Source organism: Micromonospora arida, from assembly GCF_003857035.1.
GTDB classification, from domain to species: Bacteria; Actinomycetota; Actinomycetes; order Mycobacteriales; family Micromonosporaceae; genus Micromonospora; species Micromonospora arida.
Map to the genome: position 1 here is coordinate 42,377 of NZ_QGSY01000159.1, position 18,114 is coordinate 60,490.

General features: G+C 69.0%; 13 protein-coding genes. 9 read left to right on the forward strand and 4 right to left on the reverse strand.

Translation table 11 applies throughout. The features are described from left to right. The first annotated feature begins 144 nt into the window (after positions 1-144). The gene (locus DLJ58_RS12280; RefSeq protein ID WP_124855906.1) at positions 145-375 is read left to right on the forward strand and encodes a hypothetical protein; all 231 of its coding nucleotides are present in this window, start codon (positions 145-147) and stop codon (positions 373-375) included. Positions 376-483: 108 nt separating this feature from the next. Here the strand turns inward: DLJ58_RS12280 and DLJ58_RS12285 are convergent, their stop codons facing one another. Next, the gene (locus DLJ58_RS12285; RefSeq protein WP_124855908.1) at positions 484-1,407 is read right to left on the reverse strand and encodes an AEC family transporter; all 924 of its coding nucleotides are present in this window, start codon (positions 1,405-1,407) and stop codon (positions 484-486) included. Between the two features lie 251 nt (positions 1,408-1,658). On the opposite strand from DLJ58_RS12285, the gene DLJ58_RS12290 reads away from it, so the two are divergent. The 4 genes from DLJ58_RS12290 (at position 1,659) to DLJ58_RS12305 (ending at position 6,412) form a co-directional block, all read left to right on the forward strand. Further along, entirely contained in the window at positions 1,659-2,450 is a 792-nt protein-coding gene (locus tag DLJ58_RS12290; protein WP_124855910.1) for an SCO2525 family SAM-dependent methyltransferase, read from the forward strand. Between the two features lie 228 nt (positions 2,451-2,678). After that, positions 2,679-4,520, forward strand: a complete 1,842-nt coding sequence (locus DLJ58_RS12295; RefSeq protein WP_124855912.1) for an SCO2524 family protein — start codon at positions 2,679-2,681, stop codon at positions 4,518-4,520. After that, positions 4,521-5,450 (forward strand): SCO2523 family variant P-loop protein, encoded by a 930-nt coding sequence (locus tag DLJ58_RS12300; protein WP_124855914.1) that lies wholly within the window; start codon positions 4,521-4,523, stop codon positions 5,448-5,450. Positions 5,451-5,455: 5 nt separating this feature from the next. Next, positions 5,456-6,412 carry an SCO2522 family protein gene (locus DLJ58_RS12305; RefSeq protein WP_279635864.1) on the forward strand — a complete coding sequence of 319 codons (957 nt, stop codon included), beginning with the start codon at positions 5,456-5,458 and terminating at the stop codon, positions 6,410-6,412. A gap of 6 nt (positions 6,413-6,418) precedes the next feature. Here the strand turns inward: DLJ58_RS12305 and DLJ58_RS12310 are convergent, their stop codons facing one another. Beyond that, a complete protein-coding gene (locus DLJ58_RS12310) occupies positions 6,419-7,375 on the reverse strand; it encodes an SCO2521 family protein (protein WP_124855916.1) in 957 nt (318 codons plus the stop codon). 296 nt (positions 7,376-7,671) lie between these two features. On the opposite strand from DLJ58_RS12310, the gene DLJ58_RS12315 reads away from it, so the two are divergent. From DLJ58_RS12315 to DLJ58_RS12325, 3 genes are all read left to right on the forward strand, one after another. Further along, positions 7,672-11,883, forward strand: coding sequence for a HEAT repeat domain-containing protein (locus DLJ58_RS12315; protein WP_158629575.1), 4,212 nt, complete (start codon positions 7,672-7,674; stop codon positions 11,881-11,883). Between the two features lie 76 nt (positions 11,884-11,959). Then, positions 11,960-13,759 (forward strand): RyR domain-containing protein, encoded by a 1,800-nt coding sequence (locus DLJ58_RS12320; protein ID WP_124855920.1) that lies wholly within the window; start codon positions 11,960-11,962, stop codon positions 13,757-13,759. Then, positions 13,749-14,261, forward strand: coding sequence for a hypothetical protein (locus DLJ58_RS12325; RefSeq protein ID WP_124855922.1), 513 nt, complete (start codon positions 13,749-13,751; stop codon positions 14,259-14,261). Before DLJ58_RS12320 ends, DLJ58_RS12325 begins: the two co-directional genes overlap by 11 nt. Positions 14,262-14,335: 74 nt before the next feature. Here DLJ58_RS12325 and DLJ58_RS12330 read toward each other — a convergent pair whose 3' ends face one another. Continuing rightward, positions 14,336-15,055: a VOC family protein gene (locus tag DLJ58_RS12330; RefSeq protein WP_124855924.1), complete on the reverse strand. Its 720-nt coding sequence runs from the start codon at positions 15,053-15,055 to the stop codon at positions 14,336-14,338. Positions 15,056-15,558: 503 nt separating this feature from the next. Between DLJ58_RS12330 and DLJ58_RS12335 the strand changes: the two genes are divergently transcribed. Next, complete coding sequence (locus DLJ58_RS12335; protein ID WP_244218906.1) at positions 15,559-16,623, forward strand: trypsin-like serine peptidase; 1,065 nt, start codon at positions 15,559-15,561, stop codon at positions 16,621-16,623. 206 nt (positions 16,624-16,829) lie between these two features. Here DLJ58_RS12335 and DLJ58_RS12340 read toward each other — a convergent pair whose 3' ends face one another. After that, on the reverse strand, positions 16,830-17,873 hold the full coding sequence (locus DLJ58_RS12340; protein ID WP_124855927.1) for an NAD(P)-dependent alcohol dehydrogenase: 1,044 nt from the start codon (positions 17,871-17,873) through the stop codon (positions 16,830-16,832). Between the last annotated feature and the right edge of the window lie 241 nt (positions 17,874-18,114).

Sequence of the window (18,114 nt, forward strand, 5' to 3'; positions counted from 1 at the left end):
GGCCACCGCAGGCCGCGCCCGGCAACGCTCGGCGCGGAAGGTACAGCCTGCTGTACCACGGTCGTCGAGCTGGCGGGATCGTCCCCGCCGCGCCCCGCGCCTAGCGTTGACGGCATCGAGGAACGTTCGCTCAAGGAGGCAGTCATGACCGATCCGTACCGCATCACCGAGGCCCCGGTCGCCGCACCGAAGAAGCCGGGCGGCCTGCTACGCCCGCTGCTGTGGCTGGTGCTCTTCATCAGCGCGGCGGCCAACGTGGTGCTGTCGACCGCGGCGGACAACCAGTGGATCAGCTCGGCGTTCGGCCTGGTGGCGGTGCTCTGCGCGGTCGCGCTGATCGTCCATCACCGCCGTAACCGCGCGCGAGAGTCGTAGGGGTCAGGCAGATGTCGGGCAGGGGGGTGGCGTCGGATGCGTCGGCGGGACGGCCTGACAGCAGCGGCGTTTCTCTTCTGGGCCGTGCGGCGTCCCCAGCTGACGGACCTACCCGAGCAGCGCCGCCGCCGTGGCCAGGGTTGCCAGCGACAGCGTCGTGGTCACCACCACCGCCCGATTGGCCACCGCCTCGCCGACACCGTACTCCTGGCCGTAGATGAACGTGTTCTGCGCTGTCGGCAGGCCCGCGCACACCACCACGGCGAGCAACTGCGGCGCGGACAGATGCAAGGCCAGCCCGGCCGCGTACGCGATGACGGGCTGTGCGACGAGCTTCAGCGCGGTGATCACGGCCAGTCCGGCCAGCTCGGCCGGCTCGGCCCGCGACGGCACCGTGCGGTGCAGCGACGCGCCGAGCGCGACCAGGGCGGCCGGAACCGCGGCGCCCGACAGCAGGGTGAGCGACGCGTCGGCCGTCGACGGCAGATGCAGGCCGGCAGCCGAGCACGCGACACCGAGCAGTGACGCCAGGATCACTGGGTTGCGTACCGGCAGGGAGGCGATGCGGCGGACTCGTATCCGCCCGGCCGGGTCGCTGTGCCGGTCCAGGGCGACCAGGATCACGGGCGTCACCACCAGCACCTGCAGCAGCACCACCTCCGCCAGGAACGACACGTTGCCGAGAACCTGCGTTGCGATCGGGATGCCGAGGTTCGCCGAGTTCACGTACCCGGCGGCCATGCCCCAGATCGGCCGTTCGCCGGCGTTGCGACCGAACAGCCAGCTCGCTCCGACCCACCCGAACCCGAGGACCACGGCCGTGCTGACCGCAAAGGCGAGCAGCGAGCGGCCGGCGAACCCGGAGAGCGGCATGCGGGACAGGGCCAGGAACAGGGCGGACGGCATCGCAAGATGGAACACGAATCGGCCGAGCACCGACGCCACCGCCTCGCCCAGCAGGCCCCGACGGCAGGCCGCGTAGCCGACCGCGGTAAGGATCCAGATCGGTGCGAACGCCGACACCAAGCTCATGCGGGCATCACCGGCGGGCGGTGATCGTTTGTTCGATGTGGCGGGGTGCGAAGGCGGAGGCCAGCCAGGTGTCGATCGGGTCGGTGCGGACGTGTTGTCGGCATCCGGTCACCGTCCTGTCGTCGTCATTCCCGGCGGATGGTGAAGTTCCTACACTTGTGAGCCAACACCACCTCCGATACATAATGGGCAGTGCACTGAGCGCCGCTTCAGCGACCAATGTGATTCGCCGACCCGATGGAGGCCCGTCCATGGCGTTGACCCCGGCGACTGGGGGCGGTTGCGGCGAGTCGACGCCACACTCGCCGATTCAGTCGCCGAGGCCGGTCAATTCCGACGTCGAGTGGGACAGCTTCGACCCGCAGGCTTATGTCCGGCACAACTACGCGGATCTGCGGTCCGACGATCGGGAGATCCTCTGCCGCATCCGAGACTTCTTCGCCGAGGCGAAGCTCTCCGACGCGCGGTGCGTCGACGTGGGGTCGGGAGCGAACCTGTACCCGGCGCTGTCGCTTCTGCCGTTCGCGAAGGCCGTCGACCTGTGTGAATGGTCGACGGCGAACGTGAACTGGCTGCGCACGCAGGTCGACAGCTACGACGAGCTCTGGGACCCGTACTGGCAGGTGTGCGCGGAGCACCCGGCGTACGCGGCACTGGCGGATCCGCGCCGGCGCCTGGCGCAGGTGGGCCGGGTGGTGCGGGCCAGCGTTTTCACTCTGCCGAGGCACGCCTGGAGCGCCGGCACGATGTTCTTCGTGGCCTGCTCCATCTCGGCCGACCGGGCCGAGGCCGAGCACGCAATCGGTCGGTTTCTGGACGCGCTGCGGCCCGGGTCGCCCTTCGCCGTGACGGTCATGCTCGGGTCCCTCGGCTACAGCGTCGGTCGGCGGATGTTCCCGGCGGTGGCACTGCAGCGCGCCGACGTGGTGGCCAGCATCGCGACGGGCGCGTACAACCTGGACGTCCACGAGGTGCGGCCCAAGCCGCCGCTGCGGGACGGGTATTTGAGCATGCTGCTGGCCACCGGCCGTACCCGCGGATAGCGCCGATGCGTGCGTGTGGGATGCGCCGATGTCGTGCTGTCGGCGCAGCGTGGCAGCGCGGCATTCCATCGCGCCCGATTCGCGGGAGTACCGACACGCGGCCATCGACGCCTTTCAAGTGGCACTCGACTGGCCCGCTACCATGATGCTGTACGTCATAGTGGACCATCGTGGGCACGGCAATACCAGAGGTTCCGAGTCGACGACTACAACAGACGGCGGTGGGTCATGCGGATGCAGCCGCGCCAGGAGATCCTCGACATCTGGCGGGCTACGGTTCGCAGTTGCTGGGCGAACGGGGAATGGCACTGGGGCAGCCGAAGTGGTAGCAACTCGATCAGCGACGCAGAGCAACTGCTGACCCTGTTGCTCCCCGCGGCCAAGGTCCCCGTGTTGTCACTGGACGACCCGGACCGCGCCGACGAAGAGGTGATCGAGGCGCTCAGCCCGATCGGCGGTGCGATCGAGATTCCCCGCCGGCTGGTCAGCGTGATGATCGACTATTTTCGGCGGTACACCGACGACGCCGGCGCTCCGATCTTCGGCGGGGGCAGTTACCTCACCCCGCTGGAGGGCGGTCCGGAGCTCACCGACGAGCAGCGTTCCCTGGACATCGTCGACTCGTTCGCGGTGTCGGTCACACTGACGCTGGCGACGATCGGTTTCGTCAAGGTCTACCGGGGCTCCACCCAGCGGCGCGACCTGTTGGCGCATCTGGACGAACTGGAAGAGATGGCGGGCGTGCGCCTCACGGCGGCGATGGTCGGCCTGCTCCGCAGCTTCAGCACCTTCGTCTTCACCTCCACCGACGAGTACGGCACCCGTCTGTGCGACATGGTCAACCAGGACGAGCTACCGCGCCGCGAGTTGGTGGCGGCGCTGCGCGAGCAGTTGCGGGACACGATGGCGAGCCTGCGTAGCGTGATCATCGGGTCCGGTCGGGTGACCGAGGACCTGGACAACAGCGAGATGCTGTTCGAGTGCGGTTGGTCGTGGGGGATCATTTCCGGGGCCGAGGAGGTTCCGACCACAGAGCCGATCGGCCTGCAGCGTGAGGGCTCCGCGGAGAACGCCCCCTACCTCTACTTCACCGTGATCGCGATGGACGCCATCGAGGACCTGAACTCCGAACGCACCCGGCTGCTCGGGTTGCTCAACGAGGAGCAGCAGCGGCTGTCCCGGGCGCTGCAACTGCGCTGGGAGCTCACCCGGACGTACTGGGCGACGGTGGCGACCTTCGGCAACCGACGGCGGTGGCCCATCGAGGACATCCCCTGGCGGACGACCGACGGTGACCGGACCGACTACTACACCCTCCAGACCACGTCGCTGGCGGTGAAGGGCCTGATCGCCGTCGGGCGCGGCGGTGACGAGGAGCTCGGGCGGATCGCCTCGGTGCTGGTGGAGCTGGCGCAGCGGGCGAGGATCACCCGACGGGCGTCGCCCGGTGAGCCGGCGCTGTTCGTGCACGCGCCAGGCAAGCGGGTGACCTTGAACGACGACACGTCAAAGCCGATCATGACGTGGAACGTGAACGAATTCTCCACGGTGCTGCTGCAGCGGGCGACCACCGTCGCCGGTCTGCTGAGCAACGCCCGACGGCGCAGTGAACTGCTCGAGCTGGCCGACGAGGTGTGGGACCACCTGCTGCTGCGGCGCATCCCGGACGGCCGGCACCAGGGGCTGTGGGACCACGCCGGTGGCGCTTTTCCTGGCCTGGCACCGAAGCCGGACGCACCCTCCTGGTATCTGACCGAGCGGGTGGTGCAGGCTCTGGTCACCTCCGGTCAGCTGCTGTGGGAGAGGCCGTTCCCACGAGCCGGCCGGCTGGCCGACTACGCGCAGGACCTCATCGACGAGGCCGAATACCTGTTCGACCGTGAGTTGATGCGCGGCACCTTCGACGGTGAGGCGATGCAGCGCAGCATGCGCAGCATCCGAGCCAGCCTGGGCCAGGCGCAGCTGTTGGTTGACGAGCGTCCCGGCACGGCGGCTGCTCTGGCGAACACTCTCCTGTTGCTGCTCAACGACGTCGCCACCGGGCAGCAGAAGGCCAGCGAGGGGATCTGAATGCTGGTCTTCGTCACGTCGCACAAGGGCGGCACCGGGCGGTCGGTGACCGCGGCGAACATCGCCTACCGCAGCGCGTTGTCCGGTCGCCCCACCTGCTACCTGGATTACGACTTCGGCTCGCCGACCGCCGGCATCACGTTCCAGATTCCGCAGGCCGTCAACGGCGTCGAGGGCGCCGGTCCCAACGGTGGCGGCCTGCACCGATATTTGCGCGGGGAGATCCCGTCTCCGGAGCAGTTGGACGTGTGGGGCACCTCCGAACGTGCCAGCCTGCGTCAGAGGCCCATCGGGTCCGGTTCGCTGGTGCTCCTGCCGGGGCAACGCAACGGCAGCGAGTTCGGTTTCACCAACGACATCGCCAAGCGCTGCGCCGAGCTCTTCCTCCGGCTGGAGGAGGAGTTCGACCTGACCCTGGTGGACCTCAGCGCCGGCCGGTCGTACGCCAGTCAGATCGCGCTGGCCGCCACCGCGACCTCGACCCTGCGCAAGGTCGCCGTGCGCTGGTTGGTCTTCCACCGATGGACTCCGCAGCACGTCACCGCAGCGGCGGACCTGGCCTTCGAGGCGGGTGGGATCGTGGCGATGGGCAAGGAGTACGGCCACGAGCCGGACAGGCTACGGGAGTCGCTGCGCTTCATCCGTACGGCGGTGATCGACTCACGTGGCCCGGAGGTCGGCCACCTCGGCCTCGCCCAGCAGGCCTTCCTGCGCAAGTGCGACGCGGAGCTGTCGGAGCTGGCCCGACGGCGAGGTGTCGGGCGTACGACGCTGCTCGGCATGGTGCCGCTGGATCCTCTGCTGCAGTGGCGGGAGCAGCTGATCTCCGATCACGACGTGCAATCCAAGATTGCCAACGTCAAAACGGTGGACGCCTTCGTTGACCTGACCGAGAAGCTTTTCGACGAGACGGCATGGGACACCGCGTGATCGGCATGGATGTCAGGTTCCAGGAGGCAGCTGCGGTGCGTCGTACAGAGAGCGTGGCGTACTCGCACCTGTCCGTGGAGCTCGGGCACTTCTACGCGGAGGACTTCGGCGACGGGTGTGAGGAGCTGAGGCGCAAGTTCGAGCGGATCGCGGACTGGTCGGCCGCGATCCCGGCTCTGGCCCGACGAGGGCTGCCCGCACACCGGGAGCCCCGGATCAGCACCTGCTTCATGTTGGACGACTACTTCCACCGCTTCGGTACCCCCCGCGAGGTGATCCCGCAGGTGCAGAGCGCCGCGGCGGAGCACGGCCTGATCTTGGACTACGTGGCCCGAGAGTCCAGCTTCGCCCGGCACGACGGTGCCGAGCTGGCCCGGTTGGTGGTCGACACACTGGTGGTGGAGCCCCCTCGGCACACCACCGGGAGTCGTCCACCGTTGAGCGAGTCGGGTTGGCTGTCCAACGGTAAGCGGTCCCCCGGGCACGTCGACGCGCCGGCGATGACCCTGCCGCGTCCGTGGTCTCCGCCTTTGCAGTCCGGCGATCCCCGGCACTCCATCTTCGTCGACATCGAGCTCTGGTCCGACGAGCCGGACACCCGGGTGTGGGCCTGCGCCCTGCTCGCCTCGGTCTGGCAGATGACCCGACTCGGCGTGCTACGGCATCGGGGCGAGACGATGACGCAGCCGTGTCGGCTCGCCGGCGAGCTGCCGACGGACTGGGACGAACTGCCGGCGGTCGTCCAGCTGAACCCGGCGGCCGCGCCGTTCTGCGCGTATCGCACGCTGACCCTGATGGGCACCCAGTACCTGCCGGTGGAGCTGGCCGTACGGACAATCCTCGGCCAGGTGGCGGTGCCGCCGGCGGTCGCGCAGCAGGTCGCCAAACGGGCCGGCGGCGAGGGTCTGCACCTGCCCAGCGAACTGGTCGACCGGCTGAGCTACGTGTTCATCAGTGACTGAGCGTGTTCAGCGTCGGCACGGCTCGTCAACGGCAACCCGCCCGGCCAGGTCGCGCAGCAGAGCCATGTTGCTCACGCTGATCTGATCCCGGATCCAGTTGACCGACGAGTTCCACTGACGGCTGAACCCGGGTACCTGCTCCAACTGGTCCCAGATCGGCCGCAGCCGCGGGTGCACCCGCGCGCCGGGCAGCCACAGGTGCAGCAGGTGCTCCAGCACCGGCCGCAGCCGCTCGACGTGCTCCTGCCCGGAGGCCGATCGGGTGACCACGGACTCCACCAGCGAGGACAGCATGGTCAGCAGCCAGTCGTGCAACGCGAGATCTTCGCAGAGCCCGGCCACGGCGGCCGGCACGTCCTGCGGGTCGAGCACGAGTTCGACCGTACGCAGGGTGGGCGAGTCCACGGTGACCACCGCCGAGACGTCCCGGTTCGGACGCTCGGCGGCCTGCGCGGTCCAGCGCAGCCGTGTGCGGGCGGTGCGCAGTGGCGGGCGCCGGTCCAGCAGGTCGGACATCTGCACGCCGTCGAGCACCCTGCCGGTGATCGCCTCCAGGTTCAGCACGTCGGCGTTGTTGCCGTGCAGGAAGCCCGCGCCCAGGTCGGCGACGTCGAGCTTGCCGACCGTCTCCAGGACGCCGGGGTTGGCCAGATAGTGCGACCACGGCTGGCGGCGCTCGCCGGCGACGACGTGGATGACCGAGGAGGCCTGCACGATCCGGCCGCCGGTGATGATGGCCCGGGTGACGACGGCCCCCACCCCACGTAACTGGCGCTGTCTGGCGCTCGGGAGCCAGCAGTCGACACCGGTGCGGACATCGGGTGACACCGCGTACAGCGATGGACGCCGAGAGGTCAGCACGGCCTCGCCCTCGATCAGGCTGAGTACTTCGGCGCTCTGCTCCTGGGCCAGCGCCGTGCTGTGCTGCAGAAGGCTGGTGTGCACCTCACCGACCGTGAGCATGGCTTCCTCCGCAACGCTGCCACCGATCCGCGCTCATCCTGCGGAATGCGGCTCATGCTGATTGACGTACACACCTCGCGACCGGCACTGACACGGATCCGCGTCGGACAACCGAAACTCCACGAGTACGAGATTCGACCGCCGGATCCGTATCTGTTGATGGCCATCATAAGCCCGGGGTCGGCGGGAATCCCATGCACGGCCGGCGTTCGGAGTGTTCGCGGGTCGGACGGACGTGACAACTGCTGATATTTTCAATGGTGCGGTCGCCAGCCACCCCCTGGAGTTTGCCGTTCATGAAGGTCTACATTTCGGCCACACAAAAGGACCTGCTGGAATACCGCGCTGCCGTGCACGCCGTGGCTCGCCGTCTGGAGATCGACGACGTGGCCATGGAGGCGTACGGCGCCGACATCCGGCCGCCGCTGGAACGCTGCCTCGCCGACGTGCGCCGGTGCGACCTCTACGTGGGGCTTTTCGCCTGGCGTTACGGGTTCCGGCCGCCCGGCCAGGAGTCCTCCATCACCGAGTTGGAATACCGGGAGGCGCTCGCGGCGGGAAAGCCCTGCCTGGTCTTCCTGCTCGCGGAGGACACGCCCTGGCCGGTCGACATGATCGACCGGGATGCCGACTGGCAGCAGATCGTCGCGTTGCGTCGTGAGCTCAAGGAGCGCCACCTCTGCGCCTTCTTCTCCGGCGTGGACGACCTCACCGCCAAGGTGACCGCCGCACTGGCCGACGTACGCAGTGGCAGGTCCCCGGCGCGCGAGCCCGCCGACCCGGACACCCACCTGCCGACGGCCGTTCGCAACCAGTACTACAAGCAGTTGTCGCTGAGATACCAGGCCGTCTCGGTGGACGCGGTCTCACCGCGCCCCACCATCGGCTACCTCACCGTCGGGCTGCCCAAGGTGTTCGTGGAGCCCCGCGTCCACGAGGACGCGCGACCGGAGATGCCGCTGGCGTGGTGGCGTTGGGCCGGGTCCACGCCGGGCGACGACGTCGGCGGGCTGCCCGGGGTGGTCAACCCGGAGGAGGTGGAGCGGCTCTGGGAGGAGTACGCGGCCAAGGACGAGTTGTCGTTGTTCGACGTGGTGTCCGACCCGGGCCGGCGCACGATCGTGCTGCTCGGCGACCCCGGTTCCGGCAAGTCCGCAGCCGCGCGGTACCTGGCGCTGACGCTGGCCGAGGTCTGCGTCGAGCCTCGACTGAGTGCGCTGGACCGGTACCTACCCGTCCTGATCGAGCTGCGCTCCTACGCCACCCATCACGGGGACGGCAGGTGCGACGGCTTGCTCGACTACGTCGGCCACCGCCACCAGCAAGGGCTGGCCGGTATCGACCAGAACGTGCTGGAGGCGTACCTGCGCCAGGGCGGCCAGGCGCTGTTCCTGTTCGACGGCCTGGACGAGGTGTTCGACCCGGCGCAGCGGGAAGAGGTGGCCGCGCAGATCGCCACGTTCGCCAACGAGTACCCGGGGGTGCTGACCGTGGTCACTTCGCGGGCGGCCGGCTACCAGCGGCACACCTTTGCCAACGCAGGCTTCGACCACTTCACGCTGGAGGATCTCGACGACGAGCAGATCGCGAGGTTTCTCGGCAACTGGTACCGCTATGTGATGCCCACGCCGGCTGCGGAGGCAGAGCGGCAGCGGCGGCAGATCCTTGACGTGGTGGGCAGTTCTCGAGCGATGCGCGAGATCGCCGGCAACCCCCTGCTGCTGATGCTCATGGCGATCGTCGGCCGGGGTCACCCGCTGCCCCGCAACCGACGCCGGCTCTACGCGCACGTGACCGACGTACTGATCTCCGAGTGGGATGTGACCAAGCAACTGCGCGAGAGCCACGGCGACGTGCCGTCGCTGGACCTGCAGGCGAAGCGTCGGCTGCTGCGTCACCTGGCGTATTGGATGCAGTTCCGCGAGTCCGGCCCCGCCGGAAACTACATTGAATCCGACGAACTGGCGCGCATCTTCCGGGACCACCTCGTCGCGTTCTACGGTTTTGAGAATGAGCGGGCGCTCGCCATGGCCTACTCGATGATCGACAAATTGCGGCAGCGCAGCTTCATCCTGGAACGTTACGGACTGCGACTGTTCGGGTTCGTGCACCGCGCGTTCCTGGAGTTCTTCTGTGCCGAAGAGATCGTGGACAGATGCGAGCACGATCCGACCTGGGGCCTCGATCGTCTGCGTTCGCTGTTTCGCGAGCACTGGGCCGATCCGTCGTGGCGGGAGGTGCTTCGACTGGTCGCCAGCGCCCTGCCCGCCCAGATCGCCAACGAACTGGTCACCCTGCTCGCCACCGAGGCCACTCAACCGTGGCCGCCGCTGAACCTGACCGGCCCGCCGTGGAACCTGGTGCTGGCGGCGCAGTGCGTGGCCGAGGCGCCGCAGCCCGCCGAACTGGCCGGCGCGGGCGGCGCCGTGCTGCGCCAGGTCGTGCGTCTCATCGAGCATGGCATCTCCGCCGACGACCCGAACCTGGTGGATCTCACCGAGCAGGAGCTGCTGTCCTCGATCCGGGCGCTCGGCCCCAGTTGGCCCGGCCGGGAGATCTTCCTGCACTGGTACCGCCGCCGCGGGGTCCGGACCAGTTGGCGATCCGGCTCTCCCTTCGCCACCCGGATCGCGGCGGTGCTGTCCACCGCCGAGGAGCAGATGGAGGACCTGCTCGTCCGGGAGCTGGGGCAGGGCCGCGAGCGGCAGGCCCACCTCACCCTGGTCGCCGGGCTGGCCGAGGCCGCCGGCCGCCTCGAGGCCACCGGCGGCAGCAGTCGCCGATGCCGGGACGTCCTGCTCGCCCAGGCGCAGGCCGAGGTCTCCACCGCGGTGCGGCAGGCCGCCGTCCGCGCACTGGTCGCCCACTTCGGCGCCGACCTCGACCTTGTGGACCTGCTTCGCAACCTCGCCAACTCTCCCGATCTCGCAGTGCGGGCGCTGGCCGTGCAGGCCCTCGGCACCCGGCCCGAACTCTCCGACGACGTCCGTCAGGTATTGGCCAGGGCCACCGGGGACACCGCCGTCGCGGTGCGGCGAGCCGCCGCCGGAGTGCTCACCGCGCGTTGCGCCGACCTGCCGGACGCACCCGAGACGATGCAGCGACTGCTGGCCACCGACACCGACCCCGGTGTGGTGCAGTGCGTGCTGAAGGGTCTGCTGGTTCTGCCGGAGTACGCCGAGACCGCACGAACCACGGCGTTGCAGCGGGTCACCGGCGATTCCCCGGACGAGGTCCGACGCTGCATTCTGACCCAGCTGCTGCCCGAGCGACCCAGCCCGGAGAGCACCGAGCTGTTGCTGAAGCTGGCCTGCTCGGACACGTCGGCGCGGGTCCGCGCGGTGGCTGTGCAGCGGTTGGCGCTCGTACCCGACCCGGAGGGGCGCTGCCGGGCCCGGCTGATCGACCAGATCGAGCAGGACGAGGAGTCCTCCGTGCGGGCCGCCGCGGTCACCGCTCTGATCGACCAGGACCGCGCCGACGACACCGGGTGGACCGTGGTGGCCCGCTCGGCTCACGTCGACGAGGACGCGACGGTACGCCTCGCCGCGGTGCGCGCGCTGGCCGAGGCCTACCCCGACCACCGCACCGGGGAACTGCTGTTGGAGAGCGCTCGACGCGATCCGACCGCGAGCGTCCGGCTCGCCGCGGTCGACCTGCTCACCGGGCGACCGCTGTTCGGCCACGCGACCCGGGATCTGCTCATCAGCCGCGCCTCCCAGGAGCGGGACCCGATCGTCAGGCTGCGGGTCACCCGTAGCCTGGCCCGTCTCGCCGACCCACCGGACCTTGAGGTGCGGGAGTGCCTTGCCGAGCAGGTCAGTCGGGACCCCGACCCGAACGTGCTGTGCGCCGCCGCCCAGGCGCTCGCCCGTCACGGCGACGCCCCGGGCCTGATGGAGACACTGTGCCGGCGGGCTCGCCGAGACAGCTACGTCGGCATCCGGTTGGCCGCCGTACAGACCCTCTGCGCGTACGGGAGCCCGGAACTGGTGACCGACGTGCTGCTGGAATGCGTCGAGTCCGACACCGACCCGACCGTGTTCGATGCGGCCGTGCGCTGTCTGACCGAGCAGGGCTCGGCGTCCATGGCGGTGACGCTGCGGCTCATGCGCCGCCTGTCGGACCAGGACCCGGCGATCCGCGCCCGCATCGCCGCCGCGCTCGGCGAGCACTTCGGCGCCGACCCGGAGGTTCAGGTGCTGCTGGTCGGGCTGGTCCGCGACGATCCGGCCCTGGAGGTTCGCCGCCGGGCCGTGGAGCAGTTGGGCGCCAGCCTGGCCGGCCGCACGGGGGTACGGGACCTGCTGCTGCGGCTGGCTGACGACGATGACTGGGAGATCCGTCGGACCGCGCTGCTCGCGTTGACCCGTCACTACGACAGGGACACCCGGACCCGGGAGGTGCTCGTGCGGTTCGCGCATCAGGAGGATGACGGCGCGGTGCGGCGGCTGGCCGGGCAACTGCTGGCCACGCTGCCCGACACCCGACCCGACGACTTTCCGTGATCGACCCGGAGCCGTAGGTGCCTGCGCGTGCGCGTCGAGCGACGATCCGATCGACCTCGTCAAATACCATGACCTCATGACGGATCCGGTCGCCGGCTCGTCCCGCTCGGCCGGCTGGAGTCTGCGAGTCCTCTTCGGAGTGATCGGGCTGGCCGCTCTCGTCCTCGGCTATGTCGGCTTCGAGCGCCTGCTCCAGGCCCGACCGGACGTCGCCCACGATCCGTACGACGTGCTCTACTACGACCTGCAACTCTTCGTCTTCGGCGCCGAACCCTTCCAGGACGCCGGCCCCTACCCGTGGCAGCTGCAGGTTGCCCGGTTCGCCGCCCCGCTGTTCACGCTCCTCGCCGTGGCCGAGGCCAGCCGGCTGCTGCTGGCCGCCGAGAGTCGCCGCCTGCGCGCCCGGCGGGCACGTGGTCACGTCCTGGTCTGCGGCGACTCCCAGTTCGCCCATATGCTCGCTGACCGGCTCTTCGCCGACGGTGAACGTGTGGTGGTGGTGCGCTCCGAACCGTTCGGGCCGCTGGAGTACCGGTGGCGCCGGTACCTCGGCGTGGTCGGCGACCCGACCAGCCCCGAGGTGTTGCGCGGCGCCGGCCTTCCCCGAGCCCACACCATCTACGCCTGCAGCGAGGACGACGACCGCAACCACGCGATCGCCAACACCGCCAACCGGCTCGTCCAGGACCGACGACAACCACCGCGGGTCTACATCCTGGTTCACGACTCGGAGATGTGTCTGTCCCTGCAGGCCCGACGACTCGGTGCCGCCGGGTCCAGCCGGCTGCGGCTGGACTACTTCCACGTCGACGACGTCGCCGCACGCGCACTGCACCGGCACCACCCGCTGCCCAGCGGGGGAGACCAACCAACCAGGATCCTCATCGCGGGCACCGGCACTTTCCGCCGGGCTCTTTTGGTGGAGACCGCCCGGCACTGGCGCGCATCGCGAGCCGACACCCCGGGGGGTCACGCCGTGCCACCCCTGCGGGTGGACGTCGTGGCACCGGATGCCGGCACCGAGATCGCTCTGGCGTCGTCGCGTTACCCGTTCCTGGCCACCGTCTGCCAGTTGACCGCGTACGACCTGGATCTCGAGGGTGTCGTCGGTCTCGGCCGTGACCGCTACGACCGCATCTACGTCTGCGCACCGGACGAGACCAGCGGCCTGCAGTTCGTGCTGGACACGCCCGCCCTGTGGCAGGGCGCCGAGAGTGCCGTGTTCGTGCCGGTCTACCGGCAGGCGGCGCTCGCCGCGGCCTTCCACGGCGACTCCCGTCACGACCTGCTCGACGAGGTGCACGGCAAGCTCCGCCTCTATCCGGTGCTCACCCACGCCTGCGACGCCCGGCTGATCGCCGAGGACCTCACCGAGCGGCTGGCCCGGCTGATCCACGAGCGGTACGTCCAGGCCCAGCAGCGCGCCGGGGTACGGCTCGGCGATGCCCCGGCAATGGTGGACTGGTCACGACTACCCGAGTCGCTGCGGCGGGCCAACCGGGCCCACGTGCAGGACATCGCCGCCAAGCTGTTGGATCTCGGTTGCGTCGTGGCGCCCCGGCACGGTGGCACGGGTGACGCCTCGGCCGCCGGGCAGGCCATCGACGACCGGATCGAGGAACTCGCCCGCCTGGAGCACGACCGGTGGTGCCGGGAACGGCGCGGGGACGGCTGGACGTACGGCGACCCGCGTGATGACGTCCAGCGGCGGCATCCCGCCCTGCGGCCGTGGGAGGAGCTGCCGTCCGACGTGCAGGAGCAGAATCGCGAGGGGATCCGGGCACTGCCCGACGTGCTGTCCGACAGCGGGTTCGAGCTGATCCGGCTGGCACCCCCGGTGCCCGCGCAGCGGAGAGGCCCGAGGGATGCCGCCTGACCTGGGCCCGGTCCGCGTCGGCGTGACCGGGCACATCAACCTGACCCGCGAGACCGAGCTGCTCGTCGCCGACGCACTCCGCGTCGAGTTGGGCCGGATCAGCGACCGGCCCGTGCACGGCGTGACCTGCCTGGCGGCCGGCGCGGACCAGGTCTTCGCGCGCACGATCCTCGATCTGGGCGGCACCTACGAGGTGATCCTGCCGGCCCGCGACTACCGGGTCGCGGTGATCAGGCCGGAGAATCGGCCGGCCTTCGACGAGCTGCTCGACCGGGCGGCAGCGGTCGTCCACACCGGCTACGATCGCTCGGACACCACCGCCTACGTGTTTGCCAACCGGGAGCTGGTCCGACGGGTGCAGCGACTCGTGGCGGTGTGGGACGGCAAACCTGGCCGTCACCCCGCGTCGACGGACCGGACCATCGACTGGGCGCGGCACCACGGCGTTCCGACCACGATCCTCTGGCCTGTCGGTGCCCTCCGGACACCCATCGAGGGCTGACGGGCCGGTCCTGCTGTCCGTGGCGAAGCACCGGCCAGGGCGTCTGACCCCGACACATACGTTCGTACGGTGAGTCACCGTAGTGCTGCTGCGAGTTCGGCGGCGTTGTCGAACGCGGGTGCCGCCCTTTCGGATTCGTCTTCCGTGAGCGTGACGGACTGGGCGCGGGCCAGCATCTCGGCCGCAGTGTTTGGATCGTGCAACACCATCGCGAGTTCGGCGCGGTAGACCAGTACCTCTACCTGCTCGACCGGGTCGTCGTCGGCTTGCGGGCGGGCCAACGCGCTGTCGAGGATCCGAACCGCCTGTCCGACGCTTCCCCTGGAATCGGCCTGCACGACAGCATTCGCCAGGGCTTTGGCCAGCCGCCCGACAGGCGTGGCGGCCGGCATGGGCGCGGTGGCGGCGTCCCGAAAGACGCGGATCCAGTTGCCGCCCGGGTCGATGACGGTGAATCCGCCCAACCTGTCGGCGTTCTTTCGCGCCCTGGGCCGGGTCATCCGCGGCGTTCCGGACACCAGCACCTTGCCGTACGCGGCGCGCATGCCGGTCGCGAATGCCCGATGTAGTCCCTCGATGTCCGCGGTGAGTACGAGACAGGAGCCATAGGACTGCTCGGGGTCAAATCCGGCGATTTCGAAGAACTGCAGGTGCAGGTCTTCGCGCTGCACCCCCACACACGCGTTGGGCTTGCGTTGCTTGTAGGTGGTGCGGAAACCGAGAACTCCGTAGAAGGTTTCGATGTCGTCGATGGATGCGCACGGCAGCAGGGGAACGGTCCGCTCGTTGGTCATGCCTCCTTCCTAGGCATCACAGGGTGCCTGTCGCACATGGAAATAGCCGATCATCGCCTTCGGCCGGCCGATCGGCTGATGACCCAGAGGCCTGACGCTACCCAGCCGAGCCGTCGGCGGTGCCTTCCTGCCTGCCAGATGTCTCGCCAAGATCAGGCGCCCGGATCTGCCGCTGACACGGCGCGGCGATCGTGGGCGTGCTCCCCGGTCGACCGATGCGGCTGCGGGCGTCGACGTTGTCGGCAGCTATGACATAGATGGGATTACATGTCTTGCGTGATCTCAGGTATGAAGACCGAAGGCACGTCTCGGTGCTGATTCCTGAGAAGGAGCGACAGATGAAACATGCCCTGCGCCGCCTACGAACGGGGGCGGTTGCGCTCGCTGCCTGCACACTCGGGCTGAGCCTACTGTCGGTACCCGCCGCCGAGGCGTACTCGGTTGCCCCTCTCGCGCCACAGTCCGAACGGGCACCGGAAGCGAACCAGTTCTCGGCAGAGGGTGTGACCACGATCGGTGAACTCCGCACCCTCGACAGCTCCCTGTCCTACGCCCCCAACGGCGGAACACAGATCATTCAGCATCCCGGCGCCACCTACGTCAAGGTGCACTTCAGCTCACTGCGACTGGCCGAAGGCGACTACGTCACCGTGTCGAGCCGCGACGGCAAGGAGAGCTACCGGTACGACCGCCACCTGAACCGGGCGACCGGTTCGGACTACACCACCGACGGACAGCCGGGTTTCTGGGCGATGTCGGTGGAGGGCGACACCGCCGTGGTGACACTGCACAGCAGCCGCCCCGCACGTGGTAGCGCCGCCACCATCGACCGGTTCTGGCGCGGATACGACCGCACGGAAATCGCCGCGCACAACTTCTCCACCCAGTCCGTGTGCAGCACCGACGCCCGCCGGGACGTGGTCTGCTACCAGAACAGCCACCCCACCGAGTACGCCCGCGGCAGGGCGGTGGCGCGGCTGCTGATCAGCGGCGGTGGACTGTGCACCACCTGGCGGGTCGGCAACACCAACCGGATGCTGACGAACAAGCACTGCTTCTCGACGCAGTCCGCCGTGAGCGGCAGCGAGATGCAGTTCAACTACCAGTGCGCCACGTGCGGCGGCGCGAATCCCGGCGCCGGCACCAAGGTCAGCGGTGCCACCCTCTACCGGGTGAGCAGCGGCGGCTCCAGCCAGCTGGACTACGCCCTGTTCTCGGTCAACAACTTCGCCGCCATCCAGGGTTTCGGCACGCTGTACCTGGCAACTACCGCCACCAGCAACGGCACCCGGATCTATGTCCCCGGCCACGGCGACGGCACTGCGAAGCGGCTGTCGATCTTCGAGGACACCCAGAACGGCGCGACCTGCGCCGTCCGGAACGCGAACTACAACACCTGGAACATCAGTTACAGCTGTGACACCTCCGGCGGCAACTCGGGTTCACCCGTGCTGAACGCCAGTCACCGTGTGATCGCCCTGCACCACCTCGGCGGTTGTCCGTCGAACCAGGGCGCGAAGGCGCACCTGATCTACAACGAGATCGCCAGCCTGATCGACAACGGCTGATAGCCCGCATCGCCCGCACCGGCCACGTCCACGACACTCGCGATGACCGTCGCCGACCTGCTGTGAACTCTGGGTCGTAGTCGAGGAGTGGGATGAACCCGGTTCAGGCGTTGTTCTGCAGGTGAATCACCGCCGGTCACCGGTCGCCCCGGCCCGACTGGTTGCCAGGGCCCGCCGTTCGGCGGGCCCTGGCAACCGGGAGAAGATCAGCGCAGGGTGTCGATGTCGATGACGAACCGGTACCGCACGTCCGAGGCGAGCACCCGCTCGTACGCGTCGTTGACTGCCTCGGCGCCGATGACCTCGACTTCGGGAGCGATGCCGCGCTCGGCGCAGAAGTCCAGCATCTCCTGCGTCTCGGCGATGCTGCCGATGCTGGAGCCGGCGAACGAGCGTCGATTGCCGAACAACGCGAAGACGGGCACCGGTAGCGGCTCCGCCGGGGCACCCACGCTGACAAGCGTGCCGTCCAGACGCAGTAGACCGAGGTAGCTGGCCATGTCGATGGGCGCGCTGACCGTGTTGATGATCAGGTCGAAGCTGTTCTTGAGCGACTCGAACGTCGCCGGGTCCTTGGTGGCGTAGTAGTGCTCGGCTCCGAAGCGCAGGCCGTCGTCCTTCTTGCCCAGCGTCTGTGACAGCACGGTCACCTCGGCGCCCATCGCTGCGGCGATCTTGACGGCCATGTGGCCCAGACCACCCAGGCCCACCACGGCGACCTTCTTGCCGGGACCGGCGTTCCAGTGCGCCAACGGAGAGTACGTGGTGATGCCCGCGCACAGCATCGGCGCAGCCGCCTCGTACGGGATGCTTTCCGGCACCCGCAGCACGAAGTCCTCGTTCACGACGACATGGGTTGAGTACCCGCCCTGGGTCACGGTGCCGTCCCGGTCGACGCTCGCGTACGTCTGGGTGTTGCCCTTGAGGCAATACTGCTCGTTTCCGGTGCGGCAGTTCTCGCACTCGCGACACGAGTTGACCATGCAGCCCACACCAGCACGGTCGCCGACCGCGTGCCGGGTGACGTCGGCGCCGACCTCGGTGATGCGGCCGACGATTTCGTGGCCGACGGTGAGCGGGTAGGGAACGCTGCCCCAGTCGCCGCGCACGGTGTGGATGTCGGAGTGGCAGATGCCGGCGTAGCGGATTTCGATGAGAACATCGTGCGGGCCCAGGTCCCGCCGTTCGATCGTGGTACGCACGAGCGGTTCGGTGGCAGAAGGCGCGGCGATGGCGTTGACGGTGAAGATGATGTCCTCCGGTGACGTGATGCTGACCTACCCGCAGCTCACCACAGCCGTGGCGGCGCTGCGAGTCTCTGTCGGGCGCGTACTGCTGGTACCCCTCAGGCGCGCCGGGTGGTCGCTCCGGCTGACCAGGCTACTTCTTTTGCTGCGCCCACTTCCCTGGCAGCACCAGCTGGCAGGCAGTGAGCGGTGATGCCGGCTACAGCGCCGCCATCGCCGACAACGATGTGAGTGTTCGTGCGGC

What these genes read in the sequence shown, in the direction of transcription:
- DLJ58_RS12310 (WP_124855916.1), bottom strand. Translation starts at nt 7,375, where the DNA reads ATGCTCACGGTCGGTGAGGTGCACACCAGCCTTCTGCAGCACAGCACG.
- DLJ58_RS12285 (WP_124855908.1), bottom strand. Translation starts at nt 1,407, where the DNA reads ATGAGCTTGGTGTCGGCGTTCGCACCGATCTGGATCCTTACCGCGGTC.
- DLJ58_RS12295 (WP_124855912.1), top strand. Translation starts at nt 2,679, where the DNA reads ATGCGGATGCAGCCGCGCCAGGAGATCCTCGACATCTGGCGGGCTACG.
- DLJ58_RS12325 (WP_124855922.1), top strand. Translation starts at nt 13,749, where the DNA reads ATGCCGCCTGACCTGGGCCCGGTCCGCGTCGGCGTGACCGGGCACATC.
- DLJ58_RS12330 (WP_124855924.1), bottom strand. Translation starts at nt 15,055, where the DNA reads ATGACCAACGAGCGGACCGTTCCCCTGCTGCCGTGCGCATCCATCGAC.
- DLJ58_RS12280 (WP_124855906.1), top strand. Translation starts at nt 145, where the DNA reads ATGACCGATCCGTACCGCATCACCGAGGCCCCGGTCGCCGCACCGAAG.
- DLJ58_RS12300 (WP_124855914.1), top strand. Translation starts at nt 4,521, where the DNA reads ATGCTGGTCTTCGTCACGTCGCACAAGGGCGGCACCGGGCGGTCGGTG.
- DLJ58_RS12320 (WP_124855920.1), top strand. Translation starts at nt 11,960, where the DNA reads ATGACGGATCCGGTCGCCGGCTCGTCCCGCTCGGCCGGCTGGAGTCTG.
- DLJ58_RS12290 (WP_124855910.1), top strand. Translation starts at nt 1,659, where the DNA reads ATGGCGTTGACCCCGGCGACTGGGGGCGGTTGCGGCGAGTCGACGCCA.
- DLJ58_RS12305 (WP_279635864.1), top strand. Translation starts at nt 5,456, where the DNA reads ATGGATGTCAGGTTCCAGGAGGCAGCTGCGGTGCGTCGTACAGAGAGC.
- DLJ58_RS12315 (WP_158629575.1), top strand. Translation starts at nt 7,672, where the DNA reads ATGAAGGTCTACATTTCGGCCACACAAAAGGACCTGCTGGAATACCGC.